Annotated in this window: 21 protein-coding genes; 16 read left to right on the top strand and 5 right to left on the bottom strand. The window is 69.6% G+C overall.

The window, feature by feature from the left end; genetic code table 11:
- Positions 1–37: 37 nt before the first annotated feature.
- Positions 38–325, top strand: coding sequence for a type VII secretion target (locus AO501_RS22630; RefSeq protein WP_055579853.1), 288 nt, complete (start codon positions 38–40; stop codon positions 323–325).
- Positions 326–327: 2 nt separating this feature from the next.
- Complete coding sequence (locus tag AO501_RS22625; protein WP_055579852.1) at positions 328–1,599, top strand: hypothetical protein; 1,272 nt, start codon at positions 328–330, stop codon at positions 1,597–1,599.
- A 2-nt stretch (positions 1,600–1,601) separates the two neighbouring features.
- On the opposite strand, the gene AO501_RS22620 is transcribed toward AO501_RS22625, so the two are convergent.
- From AO501_RS22620 to AO501_RS39595, 4 genes are read right to left on the bottom strand one after another with little or no spacing between them, the layout of a single operon-like run.
- A complete protein-coding gene (locus tag AO501_RS22620) occupies positions 1,602–2,645 on the bottom strand; it encodes an LLM class F420-dependent oxidoreductase (RefSeq protein WP_055579851.1) in 1,044 nt (347 codons plus the stop codon).
- Between the two features lie 36 nt (positions 2,646–2,681).
- A complete protein-coding gene (locus AO501_RS22615) occupies positions 2,682–3,032 on the bottom strand; it encodes a nuclear transport factor 2 family protein (RefSeq protein ID WP_055579850.1) in 351 nt (116 codons plus the stop codon).
- A gap of 46 nt (positions 3,033–3,078) precedes the next feature.
- Entirely contained in the window at positions 3,079–3,930 is an 852-nt protein-coding gene (locus AO501_RS22610; protein ID WP_055579849.1) for a hypothetical protein, read from the bottom strand.
- Between the two features lie 9 nt (positions 3,931–3,939).
- Positions 3,940–4,380 carry a DUF2510 domain-containing protein gene (locus AO501_RS39595; RefSeq protein ID WP_231752580.1) on the bottom strand — a complete coding sequence of 147 codons (441 nt, stop codon included), beginning with the start codon at positions 4,378–4,380 and terminating at the stop codon, positions 3,940–3,942.
- A gap of 82 nt (positions 4,381–4,462) precedes the next feature.
- Between AO501_RS39595 and glmS the strand changes: the two genes are divergently transcribed.
- The 14 genes from glmS to tsaD all read left to right on the top strand — a co-directional run bounded on the left by glmS (position 4,463) and on the right by tsaD (position 20,801).
- Complete coding sequence (glmS, locus tag AO501_RS22600; RefSeq protein ID WP_055579848.1) at positions 4,463–6,340, top strand: glutamine--fructose-6-phosphate transaminase (isomerizing); 1,878 nt, start codon at positions 4,463–4,465, stop codon at positions 6,338–6,340.
- 11 nt (positions 6,341–6,351) lie between these two features.
- Positions 6,352–7,194, top strand: a complete 843-nt coding sequence (locus tag AO501_RS22595; protein WP_055579847.1) for a DUF4436 domain-containing protein — start codon at positions 6,352–6,354, stop codon at positions 7,192–7,194.
- Positions 7,191–8,024 (top strand): DUF4436 domain-containing protein, encoded by an 834-nt coding sequence (locus tag AO501_RS22590; RefSeq protein WP_055579876.1) that lies wholly within the window; start codon positions 7,191–7,193, stop codon positions 8,022–8,024. Before AO501_RS22595 ends, AO501_RS22590 begins: the two co-directional genes overlap by 4 nt.
- A gap of 50 nt (positions 8,025–8,074) precedes the next feature.
- Complete coding sequence (locus tag AO501_RS22585) at positions 8,075–8,944, top strand: DUF4436 domain-containing protein (RefSeq protein WP_055579846.1); 870 nt, start codon at positions 8,075–8,077, stop codon at positions 8,942–8,944.
- Positions 8,945–9,003: 59 nt separating this feature from the next.
- Positions 9,004–12,192 carry an AAA family ATPase gene (locus tag AO501_RS22580; RefSeq protein ID WP_055579845.1) on the top strand — a complete coding sequence of 1,063 codons (3,189 nt, stop codon included), beginning with the start codon at positions 9,004–9,006 and terminating at the stop codon, positions 12,190–12,192.
- 149 nt (positions 12,193–12,341) lie between these two features.
- Complete coding sequence (locus tag AO501_RS22575; RefSeq protein ID WP_055579844.1) at positions 12,342–13,058, top strand: rhomboid-like protein; 717 nt, start codon at positions 12,342–12,344, stop codon at positions 13,056–13,058.
- Positions 13,059–13,060: 2 nt separating this feature from the next.
- Positions 13,061–14,476, top strand: a complete 1,416-nt coding sequence (locus tag AO501_RS22570; protein ID WP_055579843.1) for a bifunctional ADP-dependent NAD(P)H-hydrate dehydratase/NAD(P)H-hydrate epimerase — start codon at positions 13,061–13,063, stop codon at positions 14,474–14,476.
- A gap of 24 nt (positions 14,477–14,500) precedes the next feature.
- Entirely contained in the window at positions 14,501–15,883 is a 1,383-nt protein-coding gene (locus AO501_RS22565) for a glutamate decarboxylase (RefSeq protein ID WP_156452737.1), read from the top strand.
- A 43-nt stretch (positions 15,884–15,926) separates the two neighbouring features.
- The gene (gene alr, locus AO501_RS22560; RefSeq protein ID WP_055579875.1) at positions 15,927–17,093 is read left to right on the top strand and encodes an alanine racemase; all 1,167 of its coding nucleotides are present in this window, start codon (positions 15,927–15,929) and stop codon (positions 17,091–17,093) included.
- A 52-nt stretch (positions 17,094–17,145) separates the two neighbouring features.
- Complete coding sequence (locus AO501_RS22555) at positions 17,146–18,210, top strand: alpha/beta fold hydrolase (RefSeq protein WP_231752581.1); 1,065 nt, start codon at positions 17,146–17,148, stop codon at positions 18,208–18,210.
- Positions 18,185–18,676 carry a tRNA (adenosine(37)-N6)-threonylcarbamoyltransferase complex ATPase subunit type 1 TsaE gene (gene tsaE, locus AO501_RS22550; protein ID WP_231752579.1) on the top strand — a complete coding sequence of 164 codons (492 nt, stop codon included), beginning with the start codon at positions 18,185–18,187 and terminating at the stop codon, positions 18,674–18,676. The genes AO501_RS22555 and tsaE overlap by 26 nt, the downstream gene beginning before the upstream one ends.
- A complete protein-coding gene (gene tsaB / locus AO501_RS22545; RefSeq protein ID WP_055579840.1) occupies positions 18,673–19,293 on the top strand; it encodes a tRNA (adenosine(37)-N6)-threonylcarbamoyltransferase complex dimerization subunit type 1 TsaB in 621 nt (206 codons plus the stop codon). The genes tsaE and tsaB overlap by 4 nt, the downstream gene beginning before the upstream one ends.
- Positions 19,290–19,757 carry a ribosomal protein S18-alanine N-acetyltransferase gene (gene rimI / locus AO501_RS22540; RefSeq protein WP_055579839.1) on the top strand — a complete coding sequence of 156 codons (468 nt, stop codon included), beginning with the start codon at positions 19,290–19,292 and terminating at the stop codon, positions 19,755–19,757. Before tsaB ends, rimI begins: the two co-directional genes overlap by 4 nt.
- Complete coding sequence (tsaD, locus tag AO501_RS22535) at positions 19,758–20,801, top strand: tRNA (adenosine(37)-N6)-threonylcarbamoyltransferase complex transferase subunit TsaD (protein WP_055579838.1); 1,044 nt, start codon at positions 19,758–19,760, stop codon at positions 20,799–20,801. It begins immediately after the preceding gene.
- On the opposite strand, the gene AO501_RS38385 is transcribed toward tsaD, so the two are convergent.
- A partial coding sequence (locus AO501_RS38385) for a hypothetical protein (protein ID WP_055579837.1) occupies positions 20,798–23,652 on the bottom strand: 2,855 nt, incomplete at its 5' end. The genes tsaD and AO501_RS38385 overlap by 4 nt on opposite strands.

Here is a 23,652-nt window from a genome sequence, read left to right as displayed (position 1 = left end):
GTGGAACCCCGGCGCCCCGCGTGGCGTCGAATGGGGTATGAGACTCGATAGCGCGGATGTGCGAGGGATCGCCGGCCGGATCGACGACGCGGCGGAACTGATCGGCGAGGCGGCCTCAAACCACTTGTCGAGGTTGGCCTTTGACAGTACTCGGGCAGGCCGGGCGTATGCCGCGTGCGGCCAGCGATTGCGGGCCGAACTCGACCGCCTGGCCGCCGAGCTGTCCCAGTGGTCGCGGGCGGCGGTCGAAATCGCCGCCGCGCTGCGGGCCGCAGCCGATCGATACGCTGAGGCGGAGTCGTATGCCGCGGCCCGGATCGCCTGACCGTGGCCGCGCGACTGGACGTCGTGGGACGCCTGGCCGAAGGCCTGCCCGCGGTTGAGCACGCGCAGACGTACCTGTTGGCCTGCGAACAGATCGGTTACCGGGATCCGGACCTGACCGGCGACCCCGCGCTGATTCATGACTGGTACGCCGGCGAAGAGGGGCTCGACCTACCCGTCCTGGACGGTGACTGTGTGGCGTTGCGCGCCGCGGGGTCGGTGGCCACGGACGCGCTGCGACTACTGCGCGACCAGCTCGATGCGTTGGCGACGGCGTGGACAGGGTCGGGCGCCGACGCCGCGGTGGCGTTTCTGCGGCGCCACTGCGACACCGCCGGCGCGCTGGTCACCGAAGTTCGCGCGGCGGCCCAGCGTTGCGAGTCGCTGCGTGACAACCTGTGGCAGTTGGTCGACGCGAAGGTCGCGACGACCACTGCGATCGACGACCGCACGCTGGCGCAGCGGCCGGCATGGCTGGCAGCGGCCGCCGCTGTGGCGACCGATGCGGGCGCCCGCGATGTGGTCGCCCAACAGATCAAGCCGTTCGTGGACAACGACATTCGCCATGAGTGGCGGTCGGCGATGTTGTCCACCCGGGCGGGCGTCACAGCGGCCTACGACATGGTCACCGACCGGTTCGCTGCGGCCTCGCGCGCTTACTTCGAGATCCCTGGTGATTTCGGCCCGCTGGACCAGCCGCCGCGAGGACCGGCCGCTGGGACGCTGCCGGCGGCGCTCGCACGGTTCGCGCCGATCCCCACGACTACCGCCGCGCCCCGGTCGGCACCGGCGCCGGCGCCGGCGCCGATGGAATCAGGGACCGGGTGGTCGGGTGAACCGGTTGGCGCGGGTGGTCTCGACGGCGGCGTCGGCTCCCAAGGTGTCGGTGGCCTGGAGGGTCTCGGTGGCCTTGGAAGTCTCGCCAGCCGGATCGTCGCGAGTATGGGTGACCTGCTGGGCTCGTCCGCCCCCGACGGCGCCCCCGCCGACAGCCTGTCCGACGACCCGTTCGAGGACGAGAACGACCGGCCCGAACCGGACCGGCTCGAAGCACCCGAAGAACCGAAGAAACCCGAGTTCGCCCCACTCCAGGGGGAGGCCGCCGTGCCGGTCTCGCAACCGATCGGTGCGGCGCGACCGGTAACCGGATCACCTGTCACCGGGACGGTCCCTGGGGAGTCGCCGCCGGTCGAGGTGCCGCCTCCTACCCCGCCCGCGAAGGGGTCGACGCCCTGCGAAATCGCGGCAAACGAACTCCCGCAGGCGGGGCAGTGATGTCACGGAAGCAGTTGCAGCAGCTCCTCGACATAGCGAACGGCTTCACCGGCATCCGCCGTCGCCGGCCGCACCAGCAACGTGGTCACCCCCGATTCGGCGAAGACGGCCAGCCGCTCGGCGATGAACCCACGCGGGCCGATCAGCGAGACCCCGCGCACCAGTTCATCGGGCAGCGCGTCGATCGCCTCGCGTTTGCGGCCGGCCAGGTAGAGCTCCTGGATTCGGTCGGCGGCCTCGCCGAACCCGTACCGGGTGGCCAGGTCGTGGTAGAAGTTGCGGCCCCTTGCGCCCATGCCGCCGATGTAGAGCGCCAATTGCGGTTTGATCCAGGCGAACCGGTCCTCGACGTCGTCGCCGATCGCGAGCGCCGTGCCCACCATGACGTCGAGGGGCCCAAGCTCAGGATCGCGCTTGGCGGCGCCGGCCGCCAGCGCCTCACCCCACACCAGGTGCGCCTTGTCCGGATAGTAGAACGCCGGCTGCCAACCTTCGGCGATCTCTGCGGTAAGCTCCACGTTCTTCGGGCCCAGTGCCGCGATCGATATCGGAATACGTTGCCGCACAGGGTGATTGATAAGCTTCAGGGCCTTGCCCAGGCCAGTCCCGCGATCGGCGGGCAGCGGGATCTGATAGTGCCTGCCGTCGTACTCGAGCGGACTCTCCCTGCGCCAAACCTGCCGGCAGATCTCGACGGCTTCCCGGGTCCGGCCCAGCGGAGCGTCGAACTCGACGCCGTGGAACCCCTCGATCACCTGCGGTCCGGAAGTGCCGATGCCCAGGTTGAAGCGGCCACCGGAAACGTAGTCCAGGCCGGCGGCCGTCATGGCGAGCAGCGAGGGAGTCCGGATGAAGAGAGGCAACACGCCCGAGGCCAGTTCGACGGTGCTGGTCCGGGCCGCCAGAAAGCCAAGCTGACTGATGGCGTCGAAGGCATAGGCCTCGGCGACCACGGCCACGTCGATACCGACTTTTTCGAGTTCCACGACACGGTCGACCGCCTCGTGAAAGCCGCCCGAATAGTCCAGCGCGATCCCGATCCGCATCAACGACAATTACCACGGCCGCTCCGGGGCCCCGCGTCAGCCTGTCGCTGTGCCGGTCCAGTATTCGGCGAATCGCTGCCCGTCATCGGTGAGCCGCAGAATGTCGTTGCCGGTGAACCGCACCGGGCCGTCCGGGCTCTCGCCGCTGCCGACCCAACGGCCGGCGACCAGGTCGCCGTCGTGCAGCGGGCCGAGTTCGATGTCAAAGGTCAGCTCCTTCAACATATTCCGCGTCTGCTCGATGATCTGCGTCAGTTCGTCCGGTCCGTGCACTTCCCGATCGGGCCAGTGCCCGACGAAGTCATCGGTGACGATCTCCGCCGCGACCGGCTGCCCGGCCCACAGCTCGCTGATCCAACGCTGGTACAGAGTCTCCACGTCTGCCATAGGTGGCCATTACCCGCTCGTGTGCGCCGGGACACACGCGCGCCGATCACTTCAGCAGTGCGACGATCTTCTCTTCGGGTGTCACCGGTGGCGCTTCTGGATCCACCGGGTCGGTTCGGGGCAGCGCCACGTCCGGATCGGCGAAATCGCGGTAGGTCTTGTCGCCGGCCAGCGTGTAGAGCAGATAGCCGGTCAGCAGCGCGCGGACCGCCCGCTGGGTCTTGCGATCAGAACCGGCCAGCCCCACGGCTTTCGGCAGTCTCCGGCCCTCTACCAGGCCGCCGGCTTCTGCCTTGCTGACGATGCGCAGCGTGGCCTTGTCCCAGGCGCGGTCCAGTGCGAGGGCGTTGGAGTTGAGCGCTTTCGGATCACCGGGGGCGGTCAGGATGAGACCCGGCACGTCCAGGCCCGCAGCCGGCAGCTCGGCCGGGGGAGCGGTCACCGTCGGGAAGAGCGCGGCCACCGCGGCCAGCGGCCTGCCGGCCGAACCGGACATGCCGGCCGCAGCGAACACCGCGGCCGAAGCGCCGAACCCGTGGCCGGCCAGCCCGAGCTTGGCGGGGTGCACGCTGATCTCGCCAGGGCCCAGCCGCACACCCGAGACGATGTCGAGGGCAACGCCGAGATCGAATGCCAGGTTCATCACCGACGGGACGAGGCCACGTTGGGTGTCCGGCGCCCCGGCCACGATGCCCCAGGACGCCAGATGCTCCAGCAGGCCCGAATACTGGGCCGAGCCGGTCAGCCAGTCATGCCCGAAGGCGATGCCGGGCAGGTTGTACCCGGACTCCGGGGTGTACACCACGCCGGGCAGGCCGGCAAAGGCCAGGTCACCGCGCAGAACACGATGTGGACCACGACGGTTCAGGGCGGCGACGAGCTTGCGGATGCGGGCCACCCGTCGACGTTAGCGGTGCCCCGGTGGATGGGTAAAGGCGGTCCACGTCGCACCGTCCCAATAACGCTGGACGGGTTGGCCGGACGGGTCGGGATACCAGCCGGGTGGGGTGGCAGGCGGGGCCACCGGGTGTTGGTGGTGCCCGTAGGAGTGTGGGTTCTGGGCCAGCGCCCGCACCTGACGGATGGCGCGCATATTGGAGAACAGCGCGATCCAGTTGAGCACCACGAGCGAACCCAAACTCCACCAGCCGGCCAGCAGGCAGTGGGTCTGGGCGTCTTTGTAGGCCTGCTCACACTGCTGCAGCGTGCCGGTGTACCGCGAGGTCTGCTGATGCCAGAAAATCAGCGCACCGGTGTGCTTGAGCAGGCCGATCTGGAACAGCGGCTCTGGATATCCGGACGCGGCGGGCTGTGGATACGGGCCGGGCGGGTGGTACGGCTGTGACACAGCAGACCTTTCATGCAGGTAGAGAGATAAACGATATCGCCGGTCCCGGTGATAATTCAGCGCCTGCACTACCCTGGTCAGAATGTGCGGAATCGTCGGCTACGTCGGGCAGCGTCCTGCCTGCGACGTCGTGATGAACGCCCTGCGCCGGATGGAATACCGCGGCTACGACTCTTCTGGCATCGCGCTCGCCGACGGCAGGGGCAAGCTCATGGTGCGCCGCCGCGCCGGCCAGCTGGCCAATCTGGAGGCGGCACTGGCCAAGATGGCTCCGGCCGAACTGTCCGGCACCACCGGCCTCGGCCACACCCGCTGGGCCACCCACGGCCGCCCCACCGACCGCAACGCGCACCCGCATCGCGACGCCGCCGGCAAGATCGCCGTCGTTCACAACGGCATCATCGAGAACTTCGCCGCGCTGCGCCAGGAGTTGGAGGCCGAAGGCGTGGAGTTCGCCAGCGACACCGACACCGAGGTTGCGGTGCACCTGGTCTCGCGCGCGTATCACCACGGCGAGACGGCCGGGGACTTCACCGCATCCGTGCTGTCGGTGCTGCGCCGGCTGGAAGGCCACTTCACCCTGGTCTTCGCCAACGCTGACGAGCCGGGCACCATCGTCGCCGCCCGCCGCTCGACGCCGCTGGTCATCGGCATCGGCGAGGGTGAGATGTTCGTCGGCTCCGACGTCGCCGCATTCATCGAACACACCCGCCAGGCCGTCGAACTCGGCCAGGACCAGGCGGTGGTGATCACCGCCGACGGCTACCGGATCTTCGACTTCCACGGGAACGACGACCTGCAAGCGGGCCGCGAGTACCGGGAATTTCATATCGACTGGGACCTGGCCGCCGCCGAGAAGGGCGGCTACGAGTACTTCATGCTCAAGGAGATCGCGGAGCAGCCCACCGCGGTGGCCGAGACACTGCTCGGCCATTTCGTGGACAACCGGATCGTGCTCGACGAGCAGCGCCTCTCCGACCAGGAGCTGCGCGAGGTCGACAAGGTCTTCGTCGTCGCCTGCGGCACGGCCTACCATTCCGGACTGCTGGCCAAGTACGCGATCGAGCACTGGACGCGGCTGCCGGTCGAGGTCGAGCTCGCCAGCGAATTCCGCTACCGCGACCCGGTTCTGGACCGCAGCACGCTGGTCGTCGCCATCTCCCAGTCCGGGGAGACGGCCGACACCCTGGAAGCCGTTCGGCACGCCAAAGAGCAGAAGGCCAAGGTGCTGGCGATCTGCAACACCAACGGCTCGCAGATCCCGCGTGAGTGCGACGCGGTGCTGTACACCCGCGCCGGGCCGGAGATCGGGGTGGCCTCCACCAAGACGTTCCTGGCCCAGATCACCGCCAACTACCTGGTGGGCTTGGCGCTGGCGCAGGCCCGCGGCACCAAGTACCCCGACGAGGTCGAACGCGAGTACCGCGAACTCGAGGCGATGCCGGACCTGGTTGCCCGGGTGATCGCGGCGACCGACCCGGTGGCCGATCTGGCTTACCGGTTCGCCCAGTCGTCGACCGTGTTGTTCCTGGGCCGCCACGTGGGCTACCCGGTCGCGCTGGAAGGCGCGCTCAAGCTCAAGGAACTCGCCTACATGCATGCCGAGGGTTTTGCGGCCGGCGAACTCAAGCACGGCCCGATCGCGCTGATCGAAGACGACCTACCGGTGATCGTCGTCATGCCCTCGCCGAAAGGGTCGGCGACCCTGCACGCGAAGCTGCTGTCCAATATCCGCGAAATCCAGACTCGGGGCGCGGTAACCATCGTGATCGCCGAAGAGGGTGACGAGACGGTGCGTCCCTACGCCGACCACCTAATCGAAATACCTTCGGTTTCAACACTTTTGCAGCCGCTGCTGTCGACCATCCCGCTGCAGGTGTTCGCCGCGTCGGTGGCCCGGGCCCGTGGCTATGACGTGGACAAGCCGCGTAATCTGGCGAAGTCGGTGACAGTCGAATAGTCGGAGACGCCATGAGGTGGGGGATTGTCAGTCTCGGGGTTTTCGTGGTGTCTTACGTCGGCCTGGTCGCGCTCTATGCGCTCGCCGGCATGGGCCCCGCCCATCCGTTGACCGAGGGCCAGCCATCGGCCGACGGGACGACGGTGACGCTGGATATCACGGGCATCCAGCCCTACCGCAACGCGCTCGTCGGAGACCTCACGGTGACGCCCGGACCCGCGCTACTGGATCCGCTCACCGGCAATCTCAAGGAAGACCTGACGGTCGCCGCCACATCCGCGACCGCACCGACCAGCCGAACCTGGCCGAAGGGGACGCAGCCCGGCGTCGTCCCGGTCTCGCTCAACATCAGCGGCGACGTATCGGATTGGCCCTTCGACAGCTACGTCTCCAAACCGGTGTCGATCAACCTGTTCCGGGGCACCCCGCAGACGCCGGAGCGGGCTTCGGTGACATTCGTCGACCGTCTGCCCGGGTGGAAGGTCGAGGTACAGGGCGGGACGGGCGATGCCAAGACGCCGTACCGCGCGGAGGTGCAGCGCTCGCCGAGCACCGTGGCGCTCGCGATCGCCCTGCTCGGGGTGCTTGTCGCGATCGCCGGCTTCGCGCTCTTCGTCGCCGTGCAGACGGTGCGCGACCGCCGCAAATTCCAGCCGCCGATGACCACGTGGTTCGCCGCCATGCTTTTTGCGGTGATCCCGCTGCGCAACGCGCTTCCGGACGCGCCCCCGTTCGGCGCGTGGGTGGACGTCACCGTGGTGCTGTGGGTGATCGTGGCCCTGGTCGCCTCGATGGGGATCTACGTGTCCTGCTGGTGGCGGCATCTGGCGCCGGAGAAGCCGGCCGGCCCGTGAAGCTTGCGATCGCGAGCGTCCTGCTTTTCATCTCGGCCTACATCGGCTCCATCGTCTTGTACGTCGACAGCGGTATGGGCCATCCACGTCGGATCGCCGACGGTCCCGCCCCGGCCGATGGAACCAAGGTGACTTTCGACATCGAGGACATCCAGTCCGACAACAGCGTGCTGCGGGCAAACATCACCGTCCTGCCGGGACCGGCGCTGCTGGACCCCGAGACCCACACGCTGAACGACGATCTCAGCGTCGTAGCCACCTCCGTGGTATCGACGAGCAAGCGGACCTGGCCCAAGGGCACGCTGCCCGACATCGTTCCGGTGTCGGTCACCCTCACCGGTGATGTCGCCAGTTGGCCGTTCGACCAGTACGAGTCGGGGCCCCTGGCGATGCAGCTCTTCACCGGGACAGCCCAGACGCCGGTACCCGCCACCGCGACACTGGTCGACCGGCTGCTCGGCTGGAAGATCGAGGTCAATCGGCTCGGGGCGGGCAACGAACGTGCGCCCTACCGGCTGGATCTGTACCGGTCACCCAGTACCGCTGCCTTCGCCGTCGTCATTCTCGGTGTCCTGGTCGCGCTCGCCGTGCTGGCGTTGTTCGTCGCGGTGCAGACCTTTCGCGACCGAAGGAAATTTCAGCCGCCGATGACCACCTGGTATGCGGCGATGCTCTTCGCGGTGATGCCGCTGCGGGGCGCGCTCCCCGACCCGCCCCCCGTCGGCGCGTGGATCGACGTGACGGTGATTCTGTGGGTCATTGTGGTGTTGGTGATTTCGCTGACGCTGTACATCGCTTGCTGGTGGCGGCATCTCAGACCCGAGAATTGAGTTCGCTGCTGGTCCTTGCGGGTTTTCGGACACGGTTATAGGCATGACATATGAAGCTCGGAATCGCCGGTGTGCTGCTGTTCATCGCGGCCTACATCGCCACGAACTTCGTATACGCCGGCGCCGGTCATGGCCCGCACGACCTGACCCAGGGTCGGCCGATGACCGACGGAACCACCATCACCATGGATTTGCAGGAAGTTCAGCAGAGCAACACGGTGCTGCTGGCCAACCTCGCCATCGTGCCCGGACCTACGTTGCTCGACCCCCGCACCCATGATCTGACCCAGGAATTCAGCGTCGTCGTCACCTCCGCGGCGTCGCCCACCAAGCGCTCATGGTCGAAAGGCATGGTGCCCGGCAGCTTTCCGGTGCCACTGAGCATCGCGGGAGCCGTCACCGACTGGCCGTTCGATCACTACGTTTCCGGGCCGGTCACGGTCGAGGTCTTCCGGGGCGACAACCCGGTGCCGGAACGGGCGGCGGTGACGTTCGCCGACCGTCTCGCCGGCTGGCGCATCGACATCTCGACGACCGACAATTCCGCGGCCGCCGCACCGTATCGGGTGGAGTTGGAGCGGTCACCGAGCACCAAGACGTTCGCGGTCGTCATCATCGCGGTTCTGGTGGCACTCGCCGGCATGGGACTGTTCGTCGCGGTGCAGACGGCCCGGGACAAGCGTAAGTTCCAGCCCCCGATGACCACCTGGTACGCAGCGATGCTCTTCGCGGTGGTGCCGCTGCGCAACGCGCTGCCCAACGCGCCGCCGTTCGGGGCCGAGGTCGACGTCAGGGTCGTACTGTGGGTGATCGTCGTCCTGGTGCTCTCGATGCTGATCTACATCACCTGCTGGTGGCGGCACCTGGCGCCGGAACAACCGGATAAGCCCGTGAAATCCGATAGGCCCGAGAAGCCGTAGGTGAACGCCTTATCCTTCAAGGTTGAGTAGTCGGGACTCTTAGATCGGTTAAGCCAGGGATGACAACGGGGGTGGCGTGCAGGTCATGTGGCACCGGCCTGCGCGAAAGCGCCAAATTCTGTGACGAATGCGGTTATCCCACTTCGGTTCCCGGTGACACAGCCCAGTACAAGCAGGTGACGGTGCTGTTCGCCGATGTGGTGCGCTCGATGGATCTTGCGGCCGCGGTGGACATGGAACGGCTACGTGAAATCATGATCGAGCTGGTGGAGCGCTCGGCGGCGGTGGTACGGCGCTACGGCGGGACCGTGGAGTACAACGGCGACGGCGTGATGGCACTGTTTGGTGCCCCAATCGCATTGGAGGATCATGCTTTTCGCGCCTGCCTGACCGCCCTGGAAATCCAGGAGGAGGCCAACGGACTGGCGGGTGAAGTGGCATTCCGGGACGGGGTGACCCTGCGGCTGCGGGTGGGTCTGAACTCGGGCCGGGTGATCGCAGGTGAGATTGGTTCGGGGTCACTGGGGTACGCCGCGACCGGCGAGACGGTCGGACTGGCGCAGCGAATGGAAGCCGTTGCATCCCCAGGCGCGGTGCTCCTCTCGGAGTCCACCGCGCGTCTGGTCGAATACGCCGCGCAGCTGGGTGAGCCGCAGTGGGTGCGCATCAAGGGCTCCGAAGAACCGGTGCGAGCGCGCCAGCTGCTGGGGATCGCCCCGCGCGATGAACTAGTCGGGCGCACCGACGCCACCTTGGTCGGCCGACATTGGGAGATGGCGGCTCTTGACGCCATGGTGGACCGCGCGATCGGCGGCTACGGCGGTGTCGTGACTGTGGTGGGACCGCCGGGCATCGGCAAGACGCGGACGGCCCGCGAAGTCGCGGCGCTGGCCGCCGGTCGCGGGGTCGGAGTGTGTTGGGCCTTCTGCGAGTCGCATGCCACTGAGGTCCCATTTTATGCGCTGACGCGGCTGCTGCGCGCGAGCATGGGCGTGGCCGACCTCGGCGGCGAGGCCGCCCGGAACAGCGTCCGGCACCGAGTCGGCCATGTCGACCCGCAGGATCTGGTGCTATTTGATGATCTGCTCGGCATCGCGGACCCCGAAGTGCCGCTGCCTCAGATCGACCCCGATGCCCGGCGACGCCGGTTAATCGCACTGATCAACACCGCGACGCTGGCGCGCAGCGAGCCGACACTGTACCTGATCGAGGATGCACACTGGATTGATGCGGTCAGCGAGTCTATGCTGGCCGACTTTCTATCCGTCATCTCACGCACCCGGTCGATGGTGTTGATCACCGCTCGCCCCGAGTACGAGGGAGCGCTGACACGGACGCACGGCGCACAGAGAATAGTCCTTGCTCCGCTGGGTGATTCGGACACCGCGGCGCTGATCGCAGAGCTGCTGGGCACGGATCTCTCGGTGGCCGACCTGGCCGCGACCATCGCCGAGCGCGCCGGTGGAAACCCGTTTTTCGCCGAGGAGATGGTGCGTGAATTGGTGCAGCGCGACGTGCTGGAGGGTGTGCGCGGCGCCTACGTCAACCGCGCCGACGCCGCCGACGTCAGCGTGCCGGCTACGGTGCAGGCGACCATCGAGGCGCGCATCGACCGCCTGGACACGGCGTCCAAGCGGACGTTGAACGCGGCGTCGGTGATCGGTGCCCGCTTCCAACCGGAGCTGCTCGCCGCGCTGGGCATCGACCCGGCCCTCGATGGGTTGCTAGGCGCCGAGCTGATCGATCCGGTGCGATTTACCCCGAGCGCCGAGTACGCCTTCCGCCACCCGCTGATCCATGCGGTGGCCTACGAATCCCAACTGAAATCCGATCGCGCCCAGTGGCATCGACGCCTGGCCGCCGCGATCCAAGAGAGCGACCCGGACTCGGTGGAGGAAAACGCGACGCTGATCGCCGAACATCTGCAGGCCGCCGGCGAGCTACACGCGGCGTATGCCTGGCACATGCGGGCCGCCGCGTGGTCCACCAACCGTGACCTCGGCGCCGCCCGGGCGAGTTGGGACCGGGCAAGCCGCATCGCCGACGCACTGCCCATCGATGTCCCTGACCGGTTGTCGATGCGCATTGCTCCCCGCACCATGCTGTGTGCCACCGACTCCCAAGACCGATCAGCCCAGGAAAGCCGGGGCCGCTTCGCGGAGCTGCGGGAGTTGTGCAACGCCGCCGGGGACAAGGTGTCGTTAGCCGTCGGCATGACCGGGCTGTTGGCCGACCTGCTTTACTCCCGGCGCGCGCGTGAGGGCTCACGTCTGGCATCCGAACAGATGGCGCTGCTCGAGTCGATCGGCGATCCGACCTTGACCACCGGGTTGGCGCACGCAGCGTTCGCCACCTGGGAGGACGCTGGTGACTTCGGGGAAATCCTGCGGTGGTCGCAGACCGTCATCGACCTGGCCGCCGGCGACCCAGCCAAAGGCGCCAGCTTTGGTTTTGCATCACCGCTGGCGGTCGCCGTGGCATGGCGCAGTACTGCGCGGTGGTGGCTGGGCCGCCCCGGCTGGCGCCAAGACCTCGACGACGCCGTCGCGATCGCCCGACACAGCAACGACTCGATAACGTTCGCCGGTGTCGTCATCTGGACCTACGGTCACGCGATCCCTTACGGCGTGCTGCGGGTGGACGACTCCGCGGTACGCAGCATCGAGGAGGCGGTGAAGACGGCAGAGCCGGCCGGCAATGATCTCGCACTGGCAATGGCCGAGTACACGCTGGGTGTTGCGCTGCTGAGTCGAGAGGCTTCGGCCGACCGCCAGCGCGGACTGCAGCTGATCGCGCAGGCTTCCGATAACTTGCAGCGCAAGCAGGTCGGCCTGCAGATGGTACCTGTCGTCGAGTTATGGGCCGCCCAGGAGAAGGCGGGGCGCGGTGACCACGACGCCGCCCTTCCGGCGATGCGCAAAGTCGCGGACGAGCTACACCTGGAGGGAAGGTTCGGTTACAGCGTTTGCGCCACCAGCGTCCTAGTGGAGACACTCCTGCACCGTGGCGACGTGGACGACCTTACCGAGGCCCACGAAGCGATCGAGCGGTTGGCGAATCTGGGCGTCCACGACGGTTCGGCCATACGCGAGATCACGCTGTTGCGATTGCGCGCGCTGGTAGCCCGGGCCCGCTGTGAGGATGCTGAATATTGGGAGCTGGTGCACCGCTATCGCGCAATGGCGGAATCGCTTGGCTTCGAAGGGCACATCGCCTGGGCCAACTCGATGATCGAGGGTCAGGAATAACCGGGGTGACAGCGGGTGTCGCGTGGGTCATGTGGCACCGGCCCGCGCCCGAACGCCAAAGTTTCGTGACGAATGCGGCGCTCCCTATTGCGCTGTCGGGCGACGCCCCACGCTGTACGCAGCGACACCGGGCGTGAAAGGGTTACACGGTGGCGAGGGTATCGGTATCGGTACGGGCCCGGGCGTTGGTGCGCATCGTGTGGCACTACGTCACCAGCGCGCCACTGACCTACGGCTGGCTGCTCGCGCTGGCCATCACGACGATCGTGCAGAACCTGCTCACCGGGCACCAGTTGCACTCGATCCTGTTGCACCGCTACACCAACGTGCACGCCCTGGCGACCGATCCGCTGGGTGTGCTGTTCTCCAGCCTGTTGTGGATTGACGGCCGGAGCCTGGAGCCCTACCTGCTGCTGTTCACCATCTTCCTGGCGCCGGCCGAGCGATGGCTCGGCCAATTGCGTTGGCTGACTGTGGGATTGACGTCACACATCGTCGCCACCTATATCAGCGAAGGCCTGCTCTACCTGGCTATTCAGATGCATGACGCCTCGTCGAGATCGGTGCGCGCCCACGACATCGGGGTCAGCTACTTCCTGGTCGGGGTCATGGGGATACTCACCTACCGCATCGCCCGGCCCTGGCGCTGGGGCTACCTGGGGGTGCTGCTGCTCATCTTCGGTTTCCCCGTGCTGGTGATGGACCGGATCGAGCTCAGCTTCACCGCCATCGGCCATTTCGCGGCGCTGCTGATCGGTCTCGCCTTCTTCCCGATGGCCCGCGAGCGCAAGACCGGGTCCTGGAATCCGGCCGAGCGGTTCAAAGCCGTCTTCGGACGGCGCAAGACACAGGAAGCACCGGGCTGACGATGCGGCATTACTACTCTGCGGACACGATTCGCGACGCGGAAGCGCCGCTGCTGGCCAGCCTGCCCGACGGCGCACTGATGAAACGCGCCGCCTATGGCCTCGCCACCGCGATTATCCGTGAGCTGACCGCCCGCACGGGCGGAGTCGCGGGCCGCCGGGTCTGCGCGGTCGTAGGGTCCGGTGACAACGGCGGCGACGCGCTGTGGGCGGCGACCTTCCTGCGACGGCGCGGTGCGGCCGCCGACGCGGTGCTGCTCAACCCCGACAAGACCCACCGAAAAGGGCTGGCCGCGTTCCGCAAGGCGGGCGGGCGTGTCGTCGAAAACATCGATCCCACAACTGATCTGGTGATCGACGGAGTAGTGGGCATCTCCGGCTCGGGGCCGCTGCGGCCGGCGGCGGCTCACGTCTTCGAACAGGCCGGTGACATCCCGGTGGTTGCCGTCGACATTCCCAGTGGCATCGACGTGGCCACCGGCGCCGTCACCGGACCCGCGGTGCGCGCCGCGCTCACCGTCACCTTCGGCGGCCTCAAACCCGTGCACGCGCTGGCTGACTGTGGCCGCGTCGAACTCGTGGACATCGGACTGGAACTGCCCGGCACCGACCTGCTCAGTTTCGAGGCCGCCGACGTAGTTGCGCGCTGGCCGGTGCCGGGCGCCCGCGACGACAAGTACACCCAGGGCGTCACCGGAGTGCTGGCCGGCTCCTCGACCTACCCGGGCGCCGCGGTGCTGTGCACCGGCGCGGCGGTGGCGACCCACTCGGGCATGGTCCGCTACGCCGGCAGCGCCCATCGCGAAGTGCTCGCGCGCTGGCCCGAAGTGATCGCCTCACCCACCCCGGCGGCGGCCGGACGGGTGCAGTCCTGGGTGGTCGGGCCGGGACTGGGCACCGACGAGGCCGGCGCCGCCGCACTGTGGTTCGCCCTGGAGACCGACCTGCCGGTGCTGGTGGACGCCGACGGGTTGACCATGCTGGCCGCCCATCCGGAGCTGGTCGCCGACCGCACCGCACCGACGGTGCTGACACCGCACGCCGGGGAGTTCGCCCGGCTGGCCGGATCGCCGCCCGGGGACGACCGGGTGGGCGCGACGCGCAGGCTCGCCGACGCCCTGGGGGCCACGGTGCTGCTCAAGGGCAACGTCACCGTGATCGCCGAACCCGGCGGGCCCGTCTACCTGAACCCCGCCGGGCAGTCCTGGGCGGCCACCGCCGGGTCCGGCGACGTGCTGTCGGGGATGATCGGCGCGCTGCTGGCCTCCGGTTTACCCGCCGGCGAGGCCGCGGCGGCCGCGGCATTCGTCCACGCCCGGGCGGCGGCGCTGTCGGCCGCCGACCCGGGACCCGGAGAGGCGCCGACCTCGTCGTCGCGGATTCTGCACCACATCCGGGCAGCTGTGGCCGCTCTTTAGCAACCAGCAACGAAAGGGATCGCCGTGTCCAAGAGCCACCCGTCGATGGCCACCCACTCGATCACTCCGGCCTACACCGGTCGCATGTTCACCGCGCCGGTACCGGCGCTGCGGATGCCCGACGAGTCGATGGATCCCGAAGCCGCCTACCGCTTCATCCACGACGAGCTGATGCTCGACGGCAGTTCGCGGCTGAACCTGGCCACCTTCGTCACGACCTGGATGGACCCCGAAGCCGGGAAGCTGATGGCCGAGACGTTCGACAAGAACATGATCGACAAAGACGAATACCCGGCGACCGCGGCCATCGAGCAGCGCTGTGTGTGCATGGTGGCCGACCTGTTCCACGCCGAGGGCCTGCGCGACGACGATCCCGGCAGCGCCGTCGGCGTGTCCACCATCGGCTCCAGCGAGGCGGTGATGCTGGGCGGTCTGGCGCTGAAGTGGCGCTGGCGCGCCAAGACCAAAGATTGGAAGGGCCGCACCCCCAACCTGGTGATGGGCTCCAACGTGCAGGTGGTTTGGGAGAAGTTCTGCCGCTACTTCGACGTCGAACCCCGCTACCTGCCGATGGAGGAGGGCCGCTACGTCATCACGCCCGAACAGGTTCTCGACGCCGTCGACGAGGACACCATCGGCGTGGTCGCGATCCTGGGCACCACCTACACCGGCGAACTTGAGCCCGTCGCCGAGATCTGCGCGGCCCTGGACAAGCTGGCCTCCGACGGTGGCGTGGACGTTCCGGTGCACGTCGACGCCGCCAGCGGGGGGTTCGTGGTGCCGTTCCTGCACCCGGAGCTGGTGTGGGACTTCCGGCTGCCGCGCGTGGTCTCGATCAACGTCAGCGGCCACAAGTACGGCCTGACCTATCCCGGGATCGGGTTCGTGGTGTGGCGCAGCCCGGAACACCTGCCTGAGGACCTGGTTTTCCGGGTCAACTATCTGGGCGGTGACATGCCCACCTTCACGCTGAACTTCTCCCGGCCGGGCAACCAGGTGGTCGGCCAGTACTACAACTTCCTGCGGCTGGGCCGCGAGGGCTACACCCAGGTCATGCAGTCGCTGTCCTCGACCGCGCGCTGGCTGGGTGAGCAGCTGCGCACCGGCGAGCACATGGAGATCATCTCCGACGGCTCGGCCATTCCGGTGGTCAGCTTCCGGCTGGCCAAGGACCGCGGCTACACCGAGTTCGATGTCTCCCACGAGCTGCGGGGGTACGGCTGGCAGGTGCCGGCCTACACCATGCCCGACAACGCGACCGACGTGTCGGTGCTGCGCATCGTGGTGCGCGAGGGGCTCTCGGCCGACCTGGCCCGGGCGCTGCACGACGACGCCATCAAGGCGCTGGCATCGCTGGACAAGCTCAAGCCCGGCGGGCACTACGAGGCGGAGCACTTCGCCCACTGAGCGTTCTGGATCGCCACTCTGACGTTCTGGGACAATGGTCGGCGTGTCCGTCACGCCGATCTCCCTGACCCCGGGCGTCCTCGCCGAGGCCGTTATCGACCTGGGCGCCATCGCGCACAACGTGCGGGTGCTGCGGGAACATGCTGGAAAAGCGCAGGTCATGGCCGTGGTCAAGGCCGACGGATACGGCCACGGCGCGACCCGCGTCGCCTTTACCGCGCTGGCCGCCGGCGCCACCGAACTCGGCGTGGCCACCGTCGAGGAGGCTCTTGCGCTGCGGGCCGACGGCATTCTGGACCCGATTCTGGCCTGGCTGCATCCGCCGGGCTGTGACTTCGCTCCCGCCCTGCAGGGCGACGTGCAGATCGCGGTCTCCTCGGTGCGCCAACTCGAAGAAGTGCTGGACGCGGTACACCGGACCGGCACCCAGGCGACCGTCACCGTCAAGGTGGACACCGGCCTGAACCGCAACGGCGTGGCCGCGGCGGACTTCCCCGCCATGGTGAGCGCGCTCAAGCAGGCCGTCGCGGACGAGGCGATCACACTGCGCGGGCTGATGTCGCACATGGTCTTCGCCGACGCCCCCGAGCAGCCGATCAACGACATCCAGGCCCAGCGGTTCCGCGAGATGCTGTCCCATGCGGCCGATCAGGGGGTGCGCTTCGAGGTGGCACACCTGTCGAACTCCTCGGCCACCATGGCCCGTCCCGACCTGACCTTCGACCTGGTGCGCCCGGGCATCGCGATATATGGGCTCAGCCCGGTGCCTAGACTGGGCGACATGGGTCTGATTCCGGCCATGACGGTCAAATCCCCTGTCGCACTGGTCAAGTCGATCAAAGCCGGGGAGGGCGTGTCCTACGCGCACACGTGGATTGCCCCCCGCGACACGAACCTGGCGCTGATTCCGATCGGCTACGCCGACGGCGTGTTCAGGTCCCTGGGCGGGCGGCTGGACGTGCTGATCAACGGCCGTCGGCGCCCCGGGGTGGGACGGGTCTGTATGGACCAGTTCGTCGTCGACCTGGGGCCCGGCCGGCCGGACGTGGCCGAGGGCGACGAGGCGATCCTGTTCGGGCCCGGCACCCGCGGGGAACCTACCGCGCAGGATTGGGCCGACCTGATCGGGACGATCCACTACGAGGTGGTTACCGGCATCCGCGGCCGGATCACCAGGACCTACCGCGAGGTCGAAGCCGTTGAGCGCTGACCACAGCCACCGCATCCCGAAGGGCAAGGCCTGGCTCGCGGGTAGTGCTGGGCTGACCGCGGTGGCCACCCTGGTTGGTGCGTCGGCCCGCAAGACGATCATCGAACGCACCTCGTCCGACGAAGACCCCTGGGCGGACGAGGATTTCGAGCGACTCGACAGCGACCGCGCCCAGGTGGTGATGACCTCTGACGGGGTACCGCTGGCGGTCCGAGAGGCCGGGCCACCCAACGCACCGCTGACCGTCGTCTTCGCGCACGGCTTCTGTCTGCGGATGGGCGCCTTCCACTTTCAGCGGATGCGGCTGGGCGAGGTGCTGGGTTCACAGGTGCGCATGGTGTTCTACGACCAGCGTGGCCACGGCCAGTCCGGCGAGGGCGAGCCGGGCTCCTACACGCTCACTCAACTCGGCCAGGATCTGGAAACGGTGCTGCAGGTCACCGCGCCGCGTGGTCCGATCATTCTGGTGGGTCATTCGATGGGCGGCATGACGGTGCTGTCGCACGCCGGGCAATTCCCCGAACAGTACGGCCGCCGCATCGTGGGAGCGGCGCTGATCTCGTCGGCCGCCGAAGGCGTCACCCGCTCACCGCTGGGGGCGTTCCTGAAAAACCCGGCGCTGGACGCGGTCCGGTTCACCGCCAAATCCGCACCGAAGCTGATGCACCGGGGACGCAACGTGTCCCGGTCCCTGATCGGCCCTATCCTGCGCGCCGCGTCCTACAGCGATCTGCAGGTCAGCCGCAGTCTGGACGCCTTCTCCCAGCGGATGATGAACGGCACCCCGATCGCCACCCTGGTCGGCTTCCTGCGCGCCCTGGAGAAGCACGACGAAACCGCGGGACTGTGGACGCTGCTGAAGATCCCGACCCTGATCGCCTGCGGAGACCACGACCTGCTCACCCCGGACGAATACTCCCGGTTGATGGCTGCCTCGCTGCCGCAGTCGGAGCTGGTGATCGTCCCTGGCGCCAGCCACCTGGCGTTGCTGGACAAGCCGGACACCATCAACGACGGGCTGATCCGGCTGATCGAGCGGTCACAGCCGGGCAAGCTGAAGTGGCACTACCGCCGATTCGGCGAGCGGCTACGTGGACGGTTTCGGCGCCGTGGCTGACTCTGGGTTTGATGGCGGCAAGGCCACGCTCGAGCGTGTCGAGGACACGCTCGCGCTCGGTTCAAAGCTGGGCGAAAAGTTGCGCGCCGGCGACGTGGTCGTACTCTCGGGTCCGCTGGGTGCCGGAAAAACAGTGCTGGCCAAGGGAATTGCCGCGGCAATGGACGTCGACGGCCCGGTGACGTCGCCGACGTTCGTGCTGGCGCGGGTGCATCGCGCGCGTTCCGCGGGCAATCCGTCGCTGATCCATGTCGACGTCTACCGACTGCTCGACCAGCACGGCGCGGACCTGCTCGGCGAGCTCGACTCGCTGGACCTCGATACCGATCTCGAAGACGCCGTCGTGGTGGTGGAGTGGGGCGAAGGGCTCGTCGAGCGGCTCGCCGAACGGCACCTCGACGTCCGCCTCGAGCGCCTCGCCCATTCGGACGTGCGGACCGCGACGTGGGAGTGGGTTCACGCATGATCCTGTTGACGCTCGACACCTCCACCCCGGCCGTGACGGCCGGCATCGTCAGGCTCGACGACTGTGCCACCCTGGCGCAGCGGGTCACCGTCGACGCCCGCGCCCACGCCGAGCGGCTGACTCCCAATGTTGTTGCGGCGCTCTCCGATTCAGGGCTGACGATGGCCGATCTGGACGCCGTGGTGGTGGGCTGCGGACCCGGGCCGTTCACCGGTCTGCGGGCCGGCATGGCGAGCGGGGCCGCCTACGGGCACGCACTGGGCATCCCGGTGCACGGCGTGTGCAGCCTGGACGCCATCGGCGTGCTCACCGCCGGTGAGACTTTGGTGGTGACGGACGCCCGACGCCGGGAGGTCTACTGGGCGCGCTACCGCGACGGCGTTCGCACCGAAGGCCCCGCCGTGAACGCCGCGGCCGACGTCGACCCGGGTACGGCGGGCGCGGTCGCCGGGTCCCCGGAGCACGCGGCGCTGTTCGACCTGCCGTACTGCCAGCCCGGGTACCCGACGCCGGCCGGTCTGGTGCGCGCGGTGCCCGAGTGGTCCGCCGAACCCGCGCCGCTGGTGGCGCTGTACCTGCGTCGACCCGACGCCAAGCCGCTGGCGGCTCGGTCGTGACCGCCCACCTCGACCCGGTCACCCTGGGTCCGCTGACGTACGGGGACGCCGCACGGTGTGCCGAACTGGAAGCGATGTTGTTTGACGGCGACGACCCGTGGCCGGCCGTCGCGTTCCAACGTGAACTGCACAGCAAGACCAACCACTACGTCGGCGCCCGCAGCGGCGGCACGCTCGTCGGGTATGCGGGCATCTCCCGGCTGGGGCGGATCGCGCCGTTCGAGTACGAGGTGCACACCATCGGTGTAGACCCCGCCTACCAGGGGCACGGGATCGGCCGCCGACTGCTCGGCGCCCTGCTGGACTTCGCGGACGGGGGAGTGGTGTTCCTCGAGGTCCGTACCGACAACGAACCCGCCATCGGCCTCTACCGCAGTGTGGGGTTCGAGCAGATCGGTCTGCGCAAGCGGTACTACCGCGTCAGCGGGGCCGACGCGTACACCATGCGGAGGGACGCTCGATAGATGACGACCATCCTTGCCATCGAAACCTCTTGCGACGAAACGGGTGTCGGGATTGCCCGGCTTGACCCCGACGGCACCGTGGCGTTGCTGGCCGACGAGGTCGCGTCCAGCGTCGACGAGCACGTCCGGTTCGGTGGAGTGGTGCCTGAGATCGCGTCCCGGGCGCACCTGGAGGCACTGGGTCCCGCGATGCGCCGGGCGTTGGCGACGGCCGGACTGGCCAGGCCGGACATCGTCGCGGCCACCATCGGACCGGGGCTGGCGGGTGCGCTCTTGGTGGGAGTTGCTGCGGCCAAAGCGTATTCGGCCGCCTGGGGGGTGCCGTTCTACGCGGTGAACCACCTGGGTGGACACCTGGCCGCCGACGTCTACGAGCACGGCCCACTGCCCGAGTCGGTCGCCCTGCTGGTGTCCGGCGGGCACACCCACCTGCTGCACGTCCGCTCTCTCGGAGAACCGATCGTAGAACTGGGCAGCACCGTCGACGACGCGGCCGGTGAGGCCTACGACAAGGTGGCCCGGCTGTTGGGCCTGGGCTACCCGGGCGGCCGGGTGCTCGACGAGCTGGCCCGCACCGGCGACCGCGACGCGGTCGTGTTTCCGCGCGGCATGACCGGGCCGCGCGATGACCCGTACGCCTTCAGCTTCTCGGGTCTGAAGACCGCCGTGGCCCGCTATGTCGAGGGCAATCCCGCCTACGTGCCCGCCGACGTGGCCGCCGGCTTCCAGGAAGCGGTGGCCGATGTGCTCACCCGAAAGGCGGTGCGTGCGGCAACCGAATTGGGGGTGTCGACGCTGCTGATCGCCGGTGGGGTGGCCGCGAACTCGCGGTTGCGCGAGCTGGCCACGCAGCGCTGCCGCGACGCGGGCCTGACGTTGCGGATTCCCAAACCGCGACTGTGCACCGACAACGGCGCGATGATCGCCTCGTTCGCCGCGCACCTGGTGGCCGCGGGCGCGGCGCCGTCGCCGTTGGACGCGCCGAGTGATCCGGGGCTGCCCGTGGTGGTCGGCCAGGTCGGGTCGCGACTACCCATCGGCTAACCAGGGGCTCCGCCGGTACCGAGGCCGCCGCCGCTCCCGCCGGTGCCACCGTTCACACCGGTGGGACCGTTGCCGACGCCGCCTCCCGTTCCGGGCTCGCCGGCTTTGCCGTTGACAGAGCCGCTCCTGCCGCCGGTGCCTCCGCCTCCGCCCGTGCCACCGCTGCCCCCAGTGCCGCCCGTGCCCGCGCCGCTACCGGTGCCGCCGGTGCCGCCGGTCCCGCCGACGCTGCCGTCGCCACCAGTACCGCCGGTGGAGATGCTGGAGTTACCGCCGACGCCGCCGGTACCTCCGGTGCCGCCGGAACCGCCGGTGCCCCCGTTGCCGTTTCCGCCGCCGGCATTGCCGCCCACGCCGCCGGTACCGGCAATACCGCCGGTTCCGCCGTTTCCGCCCTTGCCGGAGGTATTCGCCAGACCGCCGGCGCCGCCGGTGCCGGCGGTGCCACCCTGGCCTCCGGTACCGCCAGAACCGCCGTCGGTCCCGGTGCCACCGGCGCCGCCAGTGCCGGCGACGCCCCCGGTGCCGCCGACACCGCCGGTCGCCTTGCCGCCGGTGGCGTTGCTGCTGCCGCCGGTGCCGCCGGTGCCGCCGGTGCCGCCCTGACCACCGGTTCCACCTTGACCGCCGCCGAGGCCGCCGATGCCGGCGCCGCCGTCACCACCGACACCGCCCGCACCCGCGGTACCGCCCAGCTTGCCGTCGGTAGGCGCCGAGCCCGAGCTGCCGCCGGCCCCGGTCGCGCCGGTGCCACCTTTACCCCCGGTGCCGCCTTGGCCGCCGGTGCCGATCGATCCGCTGGCGCCGCCGTCGGTGCCGGTGCCGGCGGCCCCGGCCGTACCACCGGTGCCGCCCTTGCCGCCATCGGCAGCGGCCGTCGTGCTGCCCGCCGTGGTGTTGCTGCCGCCCGCGCCGCCGGTACCGCCGACGCCGCCGGTGCCGCCCTGGCCGCCCTGGCCTCCGCCCTGCGGACCCTGGCCGTCCAGTAAGTCGATGCCGGCGCCGCCGCTGCCGCCTTGGCCGCCCGCGCCGGCCTTGCCGCCCTGGCTGCCGTTCGTGGGCGCGCCACTGCTGGTACCGGCTGTGCCGGTACCCCCGTTGCCGCCGGTGCCGCCCTTGCCGCCTTGTCCGCCGGTTCCGATCGTTCCGTCGCCGCCGCCGGCCTGGCCGGATCCGGCCGCCCCGGCCGCGCCGCCGGTGCCGCCCTTGCCGCCGTCGCCACCACCACCGCCGCTCGTGCCGGTGTTGGTGCCGCCGACACCACCGGCGCCGCCCGTGCCGCCATTGCCGCCCTGGCCACCCTGGCCGCCGCCCTGCAGGTCGATGCCGGCACCGCCGTCACCGCCCTGACCGCCGGCGCCGCCCTGGCCGCCCTGGTTCCCTGTGCCGGCCGTGGCTGCGGTCGTCGAGGTGGCGCCGGCGCTGCCTGTGCCACCGTTGCCCCCGTTACCGCCCGTGCCGCCCGTGCCGCCGACGCCGTTCGAGCCGGCCGCACCACCGTCGGTGCCGTTGCCGCCGGCCCCGGCCGCCCCGCCGGTGCCGCCCTTACCGCCACTGTTGCCGTTGCCGCCGCTGCTCGCGGTGTTGTTGCCGCCCTGGCCGCCGTAGCCGCCCTTTCCGCCGTCGCCTCCGATGCCGCCTTGACCACCACCTTGGCCGTCGATGCCGGCACCGCCGTCACCGCCGATGCCGCCCGCGCCGCCCAGGCCTCCCTGGCTGCCCTTTCCGGGGCCGCTGCCGCTGCCACCGGCGTTGCCGGTGCCGCCCTGGCCGCCGGTGCCACCGGTCCCGCCCTGGCCGCCACTGCCGTGCGACCCGTTCAGGCCGCCGTCCACGCCGACGCCTGCCGCTCCGGCCGCGCCGCCGGTGCCGCCCTTACCGCCCGCGGCGGCGCTACCCCCGGTGGTGCCGGTGTTGTTGCCGCCCTGACCGCCGTGGCCGCCCTTTCCACCGTCGCCTCCGATGCCGCCTTGACCACCACCTTGGCCGTCGATTCCGGCTCCGCCGTCACCGCCGACGCCGCCGGCGCCGCCTGCGCCGCCCTGTGATCCGTTGGTGGGTGCGACGGCATTGGTTCCGGCGGTGCCGGTGCCACCACCGCCGCCGGTGCCGCCTGCACCGCCCTGGCCCCCCACGCCGATCGATCCGTTGCCGCCGCCGGCACCGCCGATGCCGGCCGCTCCGGCTGTGCCTCCGGTGCCGCCCTTGCCGCCCTCGGCGCCGGCACCGCCTGCGGTGTTGGCGCCACCTTGACCGCCCGTGCCGCCGAATCCGCCTTGGCCGCCATTGCCTCCCTGGCCGCCACCTGCGCCGTTGATGCCGGCACCGCCGTCCCCGCCCTGGCCGCCCGCACCTCCCTGGCCGCCCTGGAATCCCGCGGCGGGTGACGCGCCGGCGGAGCCGCCGGTACCGGTGGCGCCGTTACCGCCGCCTCCGCCGTTGCCGCCGCGCCCGCCGGTGCCGATTGCCCCGTTTGCGCCGCCGTCTGACCCGGCCCCGGCACCGCCGGCCGCGCCCCCGGAACCGCCTTTGCCGCCCTCGGCGCCGGAGCCGCCGCCGGTGACGTCGGTGTTGCTGCCGCCCGTGCCGCCGTCGCCGCCCTCGCCGCCGATGCCGCCCTTGCCGCCCGCGCCGCCACCCGTCCCGTTGATGCCGGCGCCGCCGTCTCCGCCTCGACCACCTGCCCCACCCTGGAAGCCCTGCTGACCCGCGGTGGGGGCCGTGGAACTGGTTCCTGCGCCGCCGATGTCGGCAGCCCCGCCGTTACCGCCCACCCCGCCCTGACCGCCGGTGCCGTGGCCGCCCGCCTGACCGCCGAAGCCCAGGAATCCCGCGGCGCCACCGGCTCCGC

Origin of the sequence: Mycobacterium gordonae, from assembly GCF_001417955.2 — a bacterium.
GTDB lineage: Bacteria > Actinomycetota > Actinomycetes > Mycobacteriales > Mycobacteriaceae > Mycobacterium > Mycobacterium gordonae_B.
The sequence above is the reverse complement of the archived record's forward strand: the minus strand, read 5'-3'. Positions and strand labels throughout refer to the sequence as shown.